The following is a 13,486-nucleotide window of genomic DNA, read 5'->3' as shown; positions in this document are numbered from 1 at the left end:
ATAAGTGATACGTTATAAGTTACAAGACTTAAAACTTATAACTTACAACGTACTACTCTGTTTATTGCATTAAGAATTTGTATGTTCCGATGTTTTTTAGTGCGATACCGGTACCACGTACAACTGCACGTAATGGGTCTTCGGCAACATGAACTGGCAATTTTGTTTTAGCAGCAACACGTTTATCCAAGCCTCTAAGCAAAGCACCACCACCTGTTAAATAAATACCTGTTTGGTAAATATCAGCAGAAAGTTCTGGTGGTGTTATCTCTAAAGCTTTTAAAATTGCTTCTTCAATTTTTGAAATGGATTTATCTAAACAATGTGCAATTTCAGTATATGAAACGGTAATTTGTTTTGGTACACCGGTCATTAAATCACGACCCTGAACGGCGAAATCAGCAGGAGCGTCCTGTAATTCTGGTAAAGCTGCTCCAACTTCAATCTTAATTTTCTCGGCTGTTCTGTCTCCAATCATAATATTATGCTGGCGACGGATGTAATTCACAATATCCGAATCGAAATTATCTCCCGCAACGCGGATAGATTGATCGCAAACAATACCCGATAATGCGATAACCGCAATTTCAGTAGTACCACCACCAATATCAATAATCATGTTTCCCATTGGTTCTTCCACATCAATACCAATACCTACCGCTGCGGCCATTGGTTCATGAATGAGGTAAACTTCTTTGGCTCCAGCAATTTCAGCCGAATCTCGTACAGCACGTTTCTCTACTTCGGTAATGCCCGATGGAATGCAAATTACCATACGTAAAGACGGGAACATCCAACCTTTGCCACCGTTAAGCATGCGAATCATACCTTTAATCATCGCTTCTGCAGCATTGAAATCGGCAATTACACCATCTTTCAATGGGCGAACGGTTTTAATATTATCGTGGGTTTTACCCTCCATTTGCATCGCCTGGCGACCAATGGCGATAACTTTGTTTGTAGTACGGTCAAAAGCAACAATTGATGGTTCATCTACAACCACTTTATCGTTATGTATAATTAGGGTATTCGCTGTGCCCAAATCGATGGCAACTTCTTGCGTAAACCAGTTAAATAATCCCATGTATAAGGTTCGTTATTTTAATTTTGTTAAATCTATACTATTCCTAATGTAAAAATAGCTTTTTTATTGTTTTAAGTTTTATTTTCATTGTTCATTTTAATCGAATTAGTTGTAATTAAAATGATAAGAAAATCAAAACCAGTAATTCTTCGGTTTAAACAGTCCCGCTATCCGTTTCATATTTTTGTTAAAGTTTGTAGTTGAACTTAGTTGTTGCAACAAAAATATTTCTCTTCTATCGGGTTTATTCTACTTCGGCTACTGCTACTATTCAGGTAGCAAATTGCCCAAAGCAACGTTTTAAATATTTAATCTCTGTATTGGAAATGAATGGAGATTGCTTCGTTCCTCGCAATGACGAAGAGGGGGAAACGCTCTACCTTAAACCTTCTACCTTTCACCTTCAACCTTTAAAGCTTTCAGCCAACCAACCAAACAACTAATCAACCAAACAACTAGTGTTTAAAATGTCTAACGCCAGTTGTTACCATCGCAATGCCTTTTTCATTCGCTTTTGCAACAGAATCAGCATCTTTAATCGATCCACCAGGTTGTAAAACAGCGGTGATTCCGGCGTCGGCAGCAATCTCTACACAATCAGGAAAAGGGAAGAATGCATCAGATGCCATCGAGCTTCCTTTAACGCTAAAGCCAAATGCCGCAGCTTTTTCAATCGCTTGTTTTAATGCATCTACACGTGATGTTTGTCCTACGCCGCTTGCAATTAAAACATCATCTTTTACCAAAACGATGGTATTCGATTTTGTATGTTTTACAATTTTATTTGCAAAATATAAGTCTTTTAATTCCTGCGCTGTTGGTGTTTTTTCAGTTACGGTAACCATTTGCTCCGGACCTTCGATAATCAAATCTTTATCCTGCTCAATTACCCCATTCAATAATGTTTTGAATTGTTTTTTGCTTAATTCAACCTCATTGCGTTGCAAAATCACACGGTTTTTCTTTTTGCTGAATAACTCAACAGCCTCGGGTTGATATGAAGGCGCAATTAATACCTCGAAAAATAGATTGTTAATTTCTTCTGCAGTTGCTAAATCAACTTCAACATTGGTAATTAGAACGCCACCAAAGGCCGAAACTGGGTCGCAAGCCAATGCATCTAACCAGGCTTGTTTAACCGTTGGGCGAGATGCAATACCACAGGCGTTTGTATGTTTTAAAATGGCAAAAGTTGGATCTTCAAATTCATCAATTAAAGCAACAGCAGCATCAACATCTACCAGATTATTGTAAGAAAGTTCTTTTCCGTTCAATTTGGTAAACATGGCATCTAAATCGCCATAAAATTTACCGCCTTGGTGTGGGTTTTCACCATAACGCAAGGTTTTTGATGTATTTACACTTTGCTTAAAAACATCAAGAGGTTCTTCCGCATTAAAATAGTTAAATATTGCAGTATCGTAATGTGATGAAGTATGGAAAGCAGTTTTAGCAAAACTTTTACGTTGTGCTAAACTTGTTTCGCCATTCTGAGCTTCCAACTGAGACTGCAAAGTAGGGTAATCATTTTTTGAAGCAATGATAACTACATCGTTAAAGTTTTTAGCAGCAGCACGAATTAAAGAAATGCCACCAATATCTATTTTCTCGATGATTTCATCTGCAGTTCCACCAGCTTTTACGGTTTCTTCAAAAGGATATAAATCAACAATTACCAGGTCAATTTCAGGAATTTCGTATTCAGCAATTTGCTGTTTATCTCCATCTAAACCACGGCGGTTTAAAATGCCTCCAAATACTTTTGGATGTAAGGTTTTTACTCTTCCGCCTAATATAGATGGGTAGCCTGTTAAATCTTCAACGGCAGTAACAGGCAGATCTAAATCTTTAATAAATTGCTCGGTTCCACCTGTAGAAAACAGCTGTACGCCCTGAGCGGCTAATAATTTTACCAATGGCGCTAAACCATCTTTATAATATACTGAAATTAAAGCATTTTTAATCTTAATCGAGTCACTCATTCTACTGTAAATTTTGAGCCGCAAAGGTAGTAAAATAGGGTGGTTTTTTTGTTATGTTAACAGGGAAAAAAACGATTCGCTAAGCTGGTAGTCGTAGCAGTGATTTGTTCGGCTCGCCGCCGGCGAGGGGCTCTTACCTTTTTCTTGATAAAAAGGTAACCAAAAACCGAGCATCTCTGCGAGCTCATGAATGCAATTAAAAACAGCAATAACTGGCTTTGTTCGGCTCACCGCCGCCGAAGGGCTCTTACCTTTTTCTTGATAAAAAGGTAACCAAAAATCAAGGCTTGCATTTTTTGTTGCGTAAAGCAGGCTCAATCTTAATAGCGGTAATTTGAGGCTTGTCCTTCACACATCCCCCCTTCAGCTGCAAATTCCCTTGTTTGTGCAGGTTGAAAGTTTCTACACAGATTTCACCGCTTTCCGCTACCAAAATCTGCTATGCCTGATAGCAGGGTGCAAAGCCAATCGCTCAGATTTATCATGCTCAGCTTGTCGTAGCACCTTCCAATCCCTAAGTCGTCATTGCGAGGTTGGTTCTTCACCAACCGTGGCAATCTGTTTATATTAAGTCCTCCACTATTGCTTGTCTCGGCTCGTCGCCGCCGAAGGGCTCCTTCTTTGTTCTTGATAACAAAGAAGCAAACAACCGAGCATTTCTGCGAGCTCATGAATGCAATTAAAAACAGCAATAACTAATGAATAATCAAGGCTTGGAACTGATGTCGGATAAATTCGTTAAAGCTTTTGTTGCGGCATCACAAGTCCCGACGAAAGGTCGGGAAGAACGCGATGCCTTGGGCTTTGGTTTATGAAAGTTTGTGCAAAAGCTTTAAAGTTTTCTCCTTCCATCAGTTCCTATGCCGGATAGCAGCGGGGGCAATAGCGATGAGCATGTACATAACGTCATTGCGAGGAGGCACGACGTGGCAATCTATCTTTACGAGAAGATTTCGTTCGGCAAACCTCTCCACTGTTCCAGCTTGAACGGAGGGGTGATAAAAAGGCACTGATACCACCTATTTAGCAAGTTTGTTGGTGGCTTTTGACCTAAGTCATCTAGTCTTCCAGTCTATTAAGAGAAAAGTGCCGGACAAAGTTGCATCTTCTTCTGTAAACCCTTAGTACATGTTTGTTTCAGACCAATTTGAGCGCTAAACTATACCAGGATGAGCGCATCATGCCAGCTTAGGTATTGTGTTACATAAACTGAAGTTGTGCCGAAGCATTTAGGAAGCATTCTGGGCGAAGGGTACAAGCAAACATAGCGGAAACACGGACTGCACATGGACTTGCATCGGACCTGTTACGGATTAAATGGCTGAAAATAAATGGAAAAATTTGGTATATTGGATTGATCAATCCCTTGGTTAAATCAAATATAATCAATTATGGCTACATTAAATGGGATTGTTAGATTTTCCGGCAAAGTGGGAGATCTTATTTTTTATCGGAGCGGCAAGAAAGACGTTGTAAGGCGTAAATCTGGTACTCATCAACTTTCCGAAAACAGTAAAAAAAGCGCTAAAGATTTTGGCGAAGCCAGCAGAAATGCAGCCTATATCCGCAAAGCTTTTGCGCCAATGGTAAAGGATTATGGCTATGGTGATCTCGCTAGCAGACTCACTAAAAGGCTCACTTCGGTTTTTAAAACGATTCCAAATTCGACTGCGGGTAGTAAAAAACTATTGGAGGGCAATCTAAAATTAATTGAGGGATTTGAGTTTAATGCGGATACCCGATTAGACCGGCTCTTGATTCGTCAGCCAAAGGTTTCATGGTTACCAGATGGTTTGATTGAACTCGAACTCCCTAAAATTGAAATGAAACATTTGGTAAAAACCGTAATACAAGCTGATGCCTTCGTTATGCAGGTAATGGTATTCAATTGGAATGTACACGACGGTGATTACGAAATTCTGAAAGTAAATGATTTGAAAGTGGCTTTTAGTCAAGTTCATTTTCCTGGTGCTAAACTTCACGTACCCGTAGTGCAACAAGGCGATCGGATTGTATTGTTAGCCATTGGCATCTGTTATTTACAGGATCAGTTTAGGAAAGAAGATCGCCGTTATTTCGCCTGCCAAATTAGCCATTGTTATCATATCAAAGATGGTGTGGAAGTTGTATTTGTTGAGCCGATTAAGGAAAAGGTAGTGCCAATAGAAGAAGCGCAATCTGGTTTGAGCTGGGAATTGGGAGCGTTATAGGCGATGTCGGTCTACCAACCCGTCATTGCCTGTTTGCGGTAGGCGGACGAAAGCGTACTTCACGCCACACGCAATCTTATCGACAGCCCTTGCTTATATCTAAATGGACATCAATTGTTCAGGTATTTCACCGTAAAAATTTTAAATTGCAAACATGCCAAGTCCAAATATAAAATCACCCGGCGTTTACATTAACTACGAGCCGGAGGAAAATCGAAAACGAAATTGCATTGACATGGTTGGGCAGTTACCATTGATCGTTAAGGAGTTGAATACTTATCTAAAAGCACTCCAAAATACTGTTGAAGATTTTGCAGTTATTGCTTCCTTAGTAGGAGCAGATGGGGCTGTAAAAACCGAAACTCAAAACAGAATAGTTGTTCAGCTTTTAACGATTCAAAATGGAGCGGAAGAAGGCGGGGCTACAGTTTTGGCCGACCTGTTGATTACAGCAAACTTTGATGATCAAATACCAGCCATTAATCAAATAGCGCATGTAGCCGATTTTTTCAGGTTCTCTTCTCGACAAGATCAATTCTGTTTTTTGCAAGCAAATACCCCCAGCTTTGGTTTCAAAGCAATAGATTGCAGTGCTATAGAGTATGCACAAATTTTTAAAGCCTTGGGCGCAGTTTATAAACCTTCGCTGTGGTATCAAATCAGTTCGCCAATAAATACATACAATCCAACTACAATGGATTTAGATGGAAACGCTTTAACGGAAATCAAGGAATTAATCAAAGCAAACGTCACCTTAATCTTAAGGAATTTTGTCTTTTCACCGAATACCTACAGTACCTGGCTGGAAATTAAATACCAGATAGATGACTATCTTTTTGGCTTGTGGGAGCAGAAGATAGTAGAACCTAAAGAGAGAAGAGCGGCTTACAACATTAATGTAGGGTTAGGTATCTCGATGACTGCTAACGACATACTCCAAAATACGCTGATCATCAGTTTACAAGTAGCCCTGGATGAACCTGGCGTTTTTACGGAGCTGACATTTCAGTCTCAACTCGCAGGGCAGGGATAGGTTATTGCGTACTGATATGCCAGTAACGTGGTTTTAGGAATAATTTATTATCAGTATTGTTATGACCAGGGTTTTCAATTGTATTGCAGCATAACATGAGAATTTTTAAACAGATAATTCTGAATTCAATAAAAAGATATATTGCTAAAAATATAAAAGGTGTAAGGAAACATGATAGATTAATTACTAACCATCGAAGAAATTTCAGACGAGATTTGATTCTGCTTGATCGCTTCTATCCTTACTTTAATTGTTAATTCGAAATAATTATCCTCATCGATAAAATGTTGTAAACTATAATCGTTACCATAAGCAAATGCAAGACGGTTTTTGATGTTATCTAAGCCTGAGCTTAAGCCATAGCTTGGTGGAGTAGGTAGTATTTTATTTTTGCTTGCTATTATCAAGTTTTTATCATCGATGAAGATATCTAAACTTGAATGACCGGCAGAACCGTACAAGTCGCCATGCTTAATCATGTTTTCCAATACGGTAATTAGTACTAGGGGAATAAAGCTAAGTTCTGTTGTATCAGGTGCATAAGCTAATTCAAGATTCATGCATGGATTGGTTAACTCGTGCAAGTGAATTAAATTTTCACATTGCGTAATCTCCTCGCCCAGATTTATGTATTCGCCCGTATCATTGGCGGCGGCAGCATAACGCATGATGTCAGCAAGGTAAAGCATTGCTTCTGCATCTTTCGGCGAGTGGTGTTTGAATTTCTGATACACAAATTCAAGCGTATTAAACAACAGATGTGGGTTAATCTGTGCTTTTAAGAATGCATTTCTCGATTGCACGAGCTCTTTTTCGGTTTTTTCCTTTTCTAAAAGAATCCTGAAACGTTGCCTTTCAATACGCTCTTTTTCTGCTTTCGTATCGAGAAAGCTGATTAAAAAATAGTAACCGGTTCCGAAGAACATAAAAAACAAGCATCTCCAAAGTACTGTCAAAGCTCTGGTTAGGGGTTCACCCATTTCTTTACTGAATACATGTGTGTATTTAAACAAAAGGGTATCCACACCATAGATAAATCCGACAAAGACTATTGTTTCTAAAAACATAAAAACCGGTAGTTTCCAAAAAGCCTGTTTCGGATCTTTCAAGCTCAACATCAGCACATGCGCATGTACATAGAAAATGGAAATATTGAGGGCATAGTGGATTGCATAGTTACTGAAATTGCCGAACTGGCCATAGATTAAACCGATGATGACTGACTCCCAAAATATAAATGCCGCCCAGGCAATTAAATGTATCTGGTACTTTTTAATCACGCTATTAAAAACCTGAAATGTGCCTGTTAAGCTATTCATAAAGAAAATTATACCATCTATGTAAACCATCATTCTTCAGCTGCCAGTGGCTTCTAGTTTTCGAAAAAAAGAAAATTATGAAGACTCAAAAGCTAATCAAAAGAACCATTTTTGTATTCAAAAAAAAATCATTGTTCAGCTCATTTGAAACTGATCCTACCGGAACCAGCGCCACTTTAACTGCAACATCTACCGTTCCTGGTTTAGGGCGATAGCCAAAATAAGCAGCTGCTATTTTTTGCGGCTGCTTATAATTACCCGCTCGTTGTAAAATTCTTTAAACTCATTTATGTAGATATCGCCCACGTTAAAGCTTAACTGATTGGTAAGTGTAATTCTTTGCCCCTCGATATGCTGTATGTGTGGTATAGAAATGATATACGCCCTGTGTAATTGTATAAATTGTTTGCTAATGTTTAACTGTTCTCTCACATCTTTTAAACTAAGGTATGCTATGATTATTTTTTTATCGGTATGTATTTTAACGTAGTTATGAAAACTTTCGAAGGCAATGATATCGGCATATTTTACCATAATTGCCCGATGGTCTTCCTCTTTGTTTTTAACTAAAAAGCTTTCGCTGTTTGCCAGATTGTTTTCGGAAGCTTCGTAGTCGTTGCCAAAAAGCCGGGTAATGGTTACCAGAAACTTTGCATAGCTGTATGGTTTTGGCAGGTATGCATCACCTTCGGCCTCATAAGCTTCAAACGCATATTCTTTATGGGATGTGGTAAATATTAATTTCCTGGATTTTCCTCTTATCGCATGAGCAAGCTCAAGTCCGGAAATCTGCGGCATGTTGATGTCCATAAAAATCAGATCGACAGGCTCTGCCCTTGAAAGCTCTTTCAAAGCCAATACCGGATCGGTATAAGAATTAACCAGACGAATATTTGGTGTATCTAAGATGTACTTTTCTAAACCCTGAAGCGAGCTTAGCTGATCATCTATGGCAATGCATCTTATCATGTATTTAAAAGAGGGTAATTTATTTATCACGAAATTACGCCTTTTCGTAACGAAAACCGAAGCTTTTGTACCGAATCTGCTTTATAAAGCCGTGAAATTTTATTTGTTCAAATTCTCAGTCGCTGTTTCTGTGACAATTTTTTCCTGTTAATTGTTGAACTGAAACATTTTAAGTGAAAACTATTCATCTAATACGCAAGATAAAATATTTTGTTGTATTGCTGTCGTTATTTTGAGTCCAGATGTGGGTTAATTGGACGAAAATCCTGTATTGATACGGAGAAATTATTCGTAATCAGCAAGGTGCTGTAAAGAAAATTTACCTGTTTATAACGAAAACAGGCCGTTCTGTGTAAGAAGCCTGATGGTTGAAAAAAGCCTTGCTAAATTTGACTGTTGATATGATAATTTATAGACACTAACCAAATAGACGATATAGCAAAATTAAAAGAAGTGTTTTGCTGAAAACTTAAAACTGGGCTGCTGCGAAGTTAACTTTTCAATAGCGTTTGTATCAAGCTAAATGATTTTAAAATTATTCCCGCATTTGATAGCGCTCTCAAAATCGCAATTTAACGAGGAAAATGCAAACAGTAGATGAGCTGTTTTATACTTTATCAAAGCATGTTGTTGCGAAAATTTCAGAAATGAATTTCGAGATTAAACACTGCCTACATCGAATTTATGGATTACCCTAAGCTTGGTTAGGCCTTGTTTAATACCTTAGCCAAAATTACTTTTAGCCAAACCATAACTGACTACAAAATTACTTTTAAACATTATTGCTTTTCGATTAAAAATTTGCCTGATTTATAAATCATCTAAAAACCCTATTCTTGAAAACGCTCCTCTACATCTTGCTCAGTCTTAGTCTTTTTAATCTAACGCCAAAAAAGTCTAAACCCAAAGCACCCGTTTCTACCTGTTACGGTTATAGTCCTTGTGCAGCCTGCTCCAATTGTAGTGCCTGCAAACATTGTGGCGCTGGCGGAAGCTGTGGTGTTTGCTCATCCAGTTCAGTGAAGGCCATCCGTACATTTACTTCTAGCCCTAAAAGCAGTAGTAAAGCTTCTACTTATGTTGGGCAGTGTAAGGCGCTGACTAAAAAAGGAAGCCGTTGTAAAAGGAGTGGGAATGGAAATGGGTATTGTTGGCAGCATGGGAAGTGATAGTTTACTCACCCCAATAGTTTTATTTTAATTAAAAAGCCATGCACGCTTTACCGGAATGTATAATAGTAAGCAATCATATCTTGATATTTAACAAGGCCCTAACAAATATAATTGCATTGATCGAAAATTTATCAATTAATATTGCTCTTCTTGTACCAATTGAGTTATAAAAATTAACTTTACACTTCAAGAAATTTTTTACAAATACAATGGCTAAATCAGTAAAAACTGAGCAAGAAGAACCTTTAAAGAAAAAGCTTTGGAAAGCTGCAGATAAGCTCCGTAAAAATATGGATGCTGCAGAATACAAACATGTGGCTTTAGGTTTAATCTTTCTCAAATATATATCAGATGCTTTCGAAGAACAATATCAATCATTGGTTTCACAAATAAGTGAAGGTGCAGATCCTGAAGATAAAAATGAATACGTAGCTGAAAAGATATTTTTCGTACCAGCCTCAGCTCGGTGGTCGCACATACAAGGTAGAGCAACACAGCCAAGCATCGGTAAAGATATTGATGATGCAATGGATGCCATTGAGAAAGAAAATCCATCATTACGTGGGGTTTTGCCTAAAGTTTATGCACAGGAAAAATTAGATAAGGCAAGCTTAGGTGGCTTAGTGAATTTAATTGGCTCTGCTACATTGGGCACAAAAGATGCTCAAAACAAAGATTTATTAGGACAGGTATTCGAATACTTCTTGGGAGAGTTTGCTCTAACTGAAGGTAAAAAAGGCGGACAATTTTACACGCCAGAAAGCGTCGTGAAATTATTGGTTCAAATGTTAGAACCTTTTGAAGGTAGAGTATTTGATCCATGTTGTGGTAGTGGTGGGATGTTTGTGCAGAGTGAAAAATTTGTAAAAGCACACCAAGATTATTATCAAAAAAAGGGAGCTAAAGGACTTGCCTTAAACCCTGAAGATAGAATCTCTATTTACGGACAAGAAAGTAATCAAACCACCTGGAGATTAGCCAAAATGAATTTATCCATTCGTGGTATTGATAGCAGTAACGTAAAATGGAATAATGAAGGTTCGTTTTTAAATGATGCACATAAAGATTTAAAAGCTGATTATATCATTGCCAACCCACCATTTAACGATAGCGACTGGAGCGGAGAATTATTACGTGATGATGCCAGATGGAAAGTGCTCGGGCAGAAATTAACCCCACCAACAGGAAATGCAAATTATGCTTGGATACAACATTTTCTATATCACTTAGCGCCAACCGGGCAGGCAGGTTTTGTATTATCTAAAGGTGCATTAACTACCAATACCACTGGCGAAGGCGAAATACGAAAAGCACTAATAGAAAATGGTTTGGTAGATTGTATCGTAAACTTACCAACAAAACTATTTTTAAATACACAAATACCCGCTTGTTTATGGTTTCTCTCTCGAAATAAAGCCACTGGCAATTTTAGAAAAAGAGAAAACGAAATCTTGTTTATTGATGCCAGAAACAAAGGATTTTTAATCAATAGAAAAAATAGAGATTTAAGCGAAGACGACATTAACGAAATTGCAGACACTTACCATAACTGGCGTAATCCTGATGGCAATTATGAAGATATAGCGGGCTTTTGCAATGTGGCAACAATAGAAAGGGTTAGAGAATTAAATTATGTACTTACGCCTGGTAGGTACGTGGGTTTGGCTGATGAAGAAGATGACTTTAATTTTGTAGAACGATTTAACACTTTAAAAACAGAATTAGAAAGCCAAATAGCAGAAGAAGCAGAGCTGAACAGAAAGATAACGGAGAACTTAGCGAAGATTAAATTACCAACCAATGGCTAACAAAGATGTACGCTGGATACAGCGATTTAATAATTTTAATAAGGCATTAAATAGCCTATCAAAAGCGTTAATAGAGTTTAAAGAAGATACCGAAGAAGAAGTGATAAAAGTAGGTATGATTAAATTTTTTGAAATGACTTATGAACTGGCTTGGCTAACGATGAAAGATTATTATGAAGACCAAGGAGAGGTTGGTATACAAGGTAGTAAAGATGCCATTAAATTATCTTTTACCAGAGGCTTAATTACCAATGCAGAGCAATGGTTCGAAATGGTAAATAGCCGTAAGCTAAGCGTACATACTTATGATGAAGCCACTGCCAACAAAGTTGCAGATGACATTGCAACGCATTATGTAGATTTATTTGTACAACTGCAAACCCGCTTGCAGATAGAAAAGTTAAGTTCTTAAATTGATGATGAAATTCGGACTAACAGAACAAATAATTAAAAACGTTAATGCAATTTTTGAGGAAAACTCAAAAGTAGATAAAGCTATTATATTTGGAAGCAGAGCAAAGGGGAATTTTAAAGAAGGTTCTGATATAGACATAGCCATAAAAGGGCAAGATTTAGGTTTTAAAGACATTTTAAAGTTAACAGGCAAACTAGATGACCTAGATCTATCTTATAAAATAGACTTATTAGATTACCATAACATAAGTGAACCTGCTTTAACCGAACATATTGATAGAATGGGGGTTGAGTTTTATAGTAGGTGGAAAGAATACAAATTATCGACTACCTCTGATGTTTTAACAGGCTTTTCTTTTAAGGGAGACGAGTATGAGGTAAACGGAAATTTAAAAGTCGTAAGAGGTGAGAATGTTACTTTGGGTGCTCTTAGATGGGATTCTGAAAAGCATTGGAATAAATCTACTAAGGATTTAGAAAAATATTTTTTAAAGGAAAACGATATAGTCATAGGAATGGACGGCTCGAGAGTTGGTAAAAATAAAGCTATTATCAAAATGAATGAGTTACCATTAATTTTAGCGCAAAGAGTTGCCTTACTACGAGCGAAAAAAGACTTCTATCAAAAATATATTTGGTATAACATTTTTTCTAAACAATTTGCTGATTATGTTGATTCGATACATACAGGTACATCTATCCCACACATTAGTCAGTCCCAAATAGGAGATTATAAAATAGCAGCGCCTCCAAAAAATGAGCAGAAGGAAATAGCTTCCGTTTTAAGTAGTTTAGATGATAAAATAGATTTATTACAACGCCAAAATAAAACTTTAGAACAATTAGCAGAAACACTTTTTAGGCAATGGTTTATTGAAGAAGCAGAGGAAGGTTGGGAAACAAAAAAACTAGGAGAATTAATTACAATTACATCAAGTAAAAGAATATTTTATTCAGAATATGTTTCTAATGGCGTACCATTTTATAGGAGTAAAGAAATTATTGAGTTAAGAAAAAATGGTTCAACAAATAGCGAACTTTACATTTCAAATGAAAGGTTTGATGAAATAGATATCAAATTTGGATCGCCCCAAGAGGGTGATATTTTAATGACTTCGGTAGGAACATTAGGCGTTGCTTATAGGGTTAAAAAGTCAGAAAAGTTTTATTTTAAAGATGGTAATCTTACTTGGTTTAAAGATTTTAAACAACTGCCAAGTTCAATTATTTATTTATGGTTAATTTCTAAACTAGGACAAGAAGAATTGGGGGCTATTAAAATAGGAAGCACTCAAGAGGCATTAACCATTGAGGGGTTAAAAAATATTAGTTTTAGAATACCTCCATCAGACAAGATTAAGGAGATTGAAATTCAGTTTATTGATATCATTAGAAAAATGGATTTTAATCAATTGCAAATCAAAGTTCTAGAAAATACACGTGATGATTTATTGACAAAATTATTGAGTGGAGAAATTAGGGTTCATTTATAATA

13 protein-coding genes are annotated in these 13,486 nt (G+C 37.1%); 8 read left to right on the top strand and 5 right to left on the bottom strand.

The window, feature by feature from the left end:
• Positions 1-61: 61 nt before the first annotated feature.
• Complete coding sequence (locus tag ACFOWA_RS15870; protein ID WP_056092903.1) at positions 62-1,084, bottom strand: rod shape-determining protein; 1,023 nt, start codon at positions 1,082-1,084, stop codon at positions 62-64.
• 200 nt (positions 1,085-1,284) lie between these two features.
• Here ACFOWA_RS15870 and ACFOWA_RS15865 point away from each other — a divergent pair, with 200 nt between their 5' ends.
• Positions 1,285-1,527, top strand: coding sequence for a hypothetical protein (locus ACFOWA_RS15865; protein WP_378986834.1), 243 nt, complete (start codon positions 1,285-1,287; stop codon positions 1,525-1,527).
• A 12-nt stretch (positions 1,528-1,539) separates the two neighbouring features.
• On the opposite strand, the gene purH is transcribed toward ACFOWA_RS15865, so the two are convergent.
• The gene (gene purH, locus ACFOWA_RS15860; RefSeq protein WP_378986832.1) at positions 1,540-3,066 is read right to left on the bottom strand and encodes a bifunctional phosphoribosylaminoimidazolecarboxamide formyltransferase/IMP cyclohydrolase; all 1,527 of its coding nucleotides are present in this window, start codon (positions 3,064-3,066) and stop codon (positions 1,540-1,542) included.
• A gap of 51 nt (positions 3,067-3,117) precedes the next feature.
• Complete coding sequence (locus tag ACFOWA_RS15855) at positions 3,118-3,384, bottom strand: hypothetical protein (protein WP_378986830.1); 267 nt, start codon at positions 3,382-3,384, stop codon at positions 3,118-3,120.
• Between the two features lie 1,073 nt (positions 3,385-4,457).
• Between ACFOWA_RS15855 and ACFOWA_RS15850 the strand changes: the two genes are divergently transcribed.
• Complete coding sequence (locus ACFOWA_RS15850) at positions 4,458-5,276, top strand: hypothetical protein (protein WP_378986828.1); 819 nt, start codon at positions 4,458-4,460, stop codon at positions 5,274-5,276.
• A 154-nt stretch (positions 5,277-5,430) separates the two neighbouring features.
• The gene (locus tag ACFOWA_RS15845) at positions 5,431-6,309 is read left to right on the top strand and encodes a hypothetical protein (RefSeq protein WP_378986826.1); all 879 of its coding nucleotides are present in this window, start codon (positions 5,431-5,433) and stop codon (positions 6,307-6,309) included.
• Between the two features lie 179 nt (positions 6,310-6,488).
• Here ACFOWA_RS15845 and ACFOWA_RS15840 read toward each other — a convergent pair whose 3' ends face one another.
• Entirely contained in the window at positions 6,489-7,628 is a 1,140-nt protein-coding gene (locus tag ACFOWA_RS15840) for a sensor histidine kinase (protein WP_378986824.1), read from the bottom strand.
• Between the two features lie 77 nt (positions 7,629-7,705).
• Here ACFOWA_RS15840 and ACFOWA_RS15835 point away from each other — a divergent pair, with 77 nt between their 5' ends.
• The gene (locus ACFOWA_RS15835) at positions 7,706-7,843 is read left to right on the top strand and encodes a hypothetical protein (RefSeq protein ID WP_378986822.1); all 138 of its coding nucleotides are present in this window, start codon (positions 7,706-7,708) and stop codon (positions 7,841-7,843) included.
• A gap of 16 nt (positions 7,844-7,859) precedes the next feature.
• Here the strand turns inward: ACFOWA_RS15835 and ACFOWA_RS15830 are convergent, their stop codons facing one another.
• Positions 7,860-8,597, bottom strand: coding sequence for a LytR/AlgR family response regulator transcription factor (locus ACFOWA_RS15830; RefSeq protein ID WP_378986820.1), 738 nt, complete (start codon positions 8,595-8,597; stop codon positions 7,860-7,862).
• 1,019 nt (positions 8,598-9,616) lie between these two features.
• Between ACFOWA_RS15830 and ACFOWA_RS15825 the strand changes: the two genes are divergently transcribed.
• From ACFOWA_RS15825 to ACFOWA_RS15810, 4 genes are all read left to right on the top strand, one after another.
• A complete protein-coding gene (locus tag ACFOWA_RS15825; RefSeq protein WP_378987738.1) occupies positions 9,617-9,766 on the top strand; it encodes a DUF5763 domain-containing protein in 150 nt (49 codons plus the stop codon).
• 212 nt (positions 9,767-9,978) lie between these two features.
• The gene (locus ACFOWA_RS15820; RefSeq protein WP_378986818.1) at positions 9,979-11,577 is read left to right on the top strand and encodes a type I restriction-modification system subunit M; all 1,599 of its coding nucleotides are present in this window, start codon (positions 9,979-9,981) and stop codon (positions 11,575-11,577) included.
• On the top strand, positions 11,570-11,989 hold the full coding sequence (locus ACFOWA_RS15815) for a nucleotidyltransferase substrate binding protein (protein WP_378986816.1): 420 nt from the start codon (positions 11,570-11,572) through the stop codon (positions 11,987-11,989). Before ACFOWA_RS15820 ends, ACFOWA_RS15815 begins: the two co-directional genes overlap by 8 nt.
• A 4-nt stretch (positions 11,990-11,993) precedes the next feature.
• On the top strand, positions 11,994-13,484 hold the full coding sequence (locus ACFOWA_RS15810) for a restriction endonuclease subunit S (protein WP_378986814.1): 1,491 nt from the start codon (positions 11,994-11,996) through the stop codon (positions 13,482-13,484).
• Positions 13,485-13,486 lie beyond the last annotated feature (2 nt).

The organism is Pedobacter lithocola (assembly GCF_042650845.1).
GTDB lineage: Bacteria > Bacteroidota > Bacteroidia > Sphingobacteriales > Sphingobacteriaceae > Pedobacter > Pedobacter lithocola.
The sequence above is the reverse complement of the archived record's forward strand: the minus strand, read 5'-3'. Positions and strand labels throughout refer to the sequence as shown.

What these genes read in the sequence shown, in the direction of transcription:
- ACFOWA_RS15810 (WP_378986814.1), top strand. Translation starts at nt 11,994, where the DNA reads ATGATGAAATTCGGACTAACAGAACAAATAATTAAAAACGTTAATGCA.
- ACFOWA_RS15845 (WP_378986826.1), top strand. Translation starts at nt 5,431, where the DNA reads ATGCCAAGTCCAAATATAAAATCACCCGGCGTTTACATTAACTACGAG.
- ACFOWA_RS15820 (WP_378986818.1), top strand. Translation starts at nt 9,979, where the DNA reads ATGGCTAAATCAGTAAAAACTGAGCAAGAAGAACCTTTAAAGAAAAAG.
- ACFOWA_RS15815 (WP_378986816.1), top strand. Translation starts at nt 11,570, where the DNA reads ATGGCTAACAAAGATGTACGCTGGATACAGCGATTTAATAATTTTAAT.
- purH (WP_378986832.1), bottom strand. Translation starts at nt 3,066, where the DNA reads ATGAGTGACTCGATTAAGATTAAAAATGCTTTAATTTCAGTATATTAT.
- ACFOWA_RS15835 (WP_378986822.1), top strand. Translation starts at nt 7,706, where the DNA reads ATGAAGACTCAAAAGCTAATCAAAAGAACCATTTTTGTATTCAAAAAA.
- ACFOWA_RS15830 (WP_378986820.1), bottom strand. Translation starts at nt 8,597, where the DNA reads ATGATAAGATGCATTGCCATAGATGATCAGCTAAGCTCGCTTCAGGGT.
- ACFOWA_RS15870 (WP_056092903.1), bottom strand. Translation starts at nt 1,084, where the DNA reads ATGGGATTATTTAACTGGTTTACGCAAGAAGTTGCCATCGATTTGGGC.
- ACFOWA_RS15850 (WP_378986828.1), top strand. Translation starts at nt 4,458, where the DNA reads ATGGCTACATTAAATGGGATTGTTAGATTTTCCGGCAAAGTGGGAGAT.
- ACFOWA_RS15840 (WP_378986824.1), bottom strand. Translation starts at nt 7,628, where the DNA reads ATGAATAGCTTAACAGGCACATTTCAGGTTTTTAATAGCGTGATTAAA.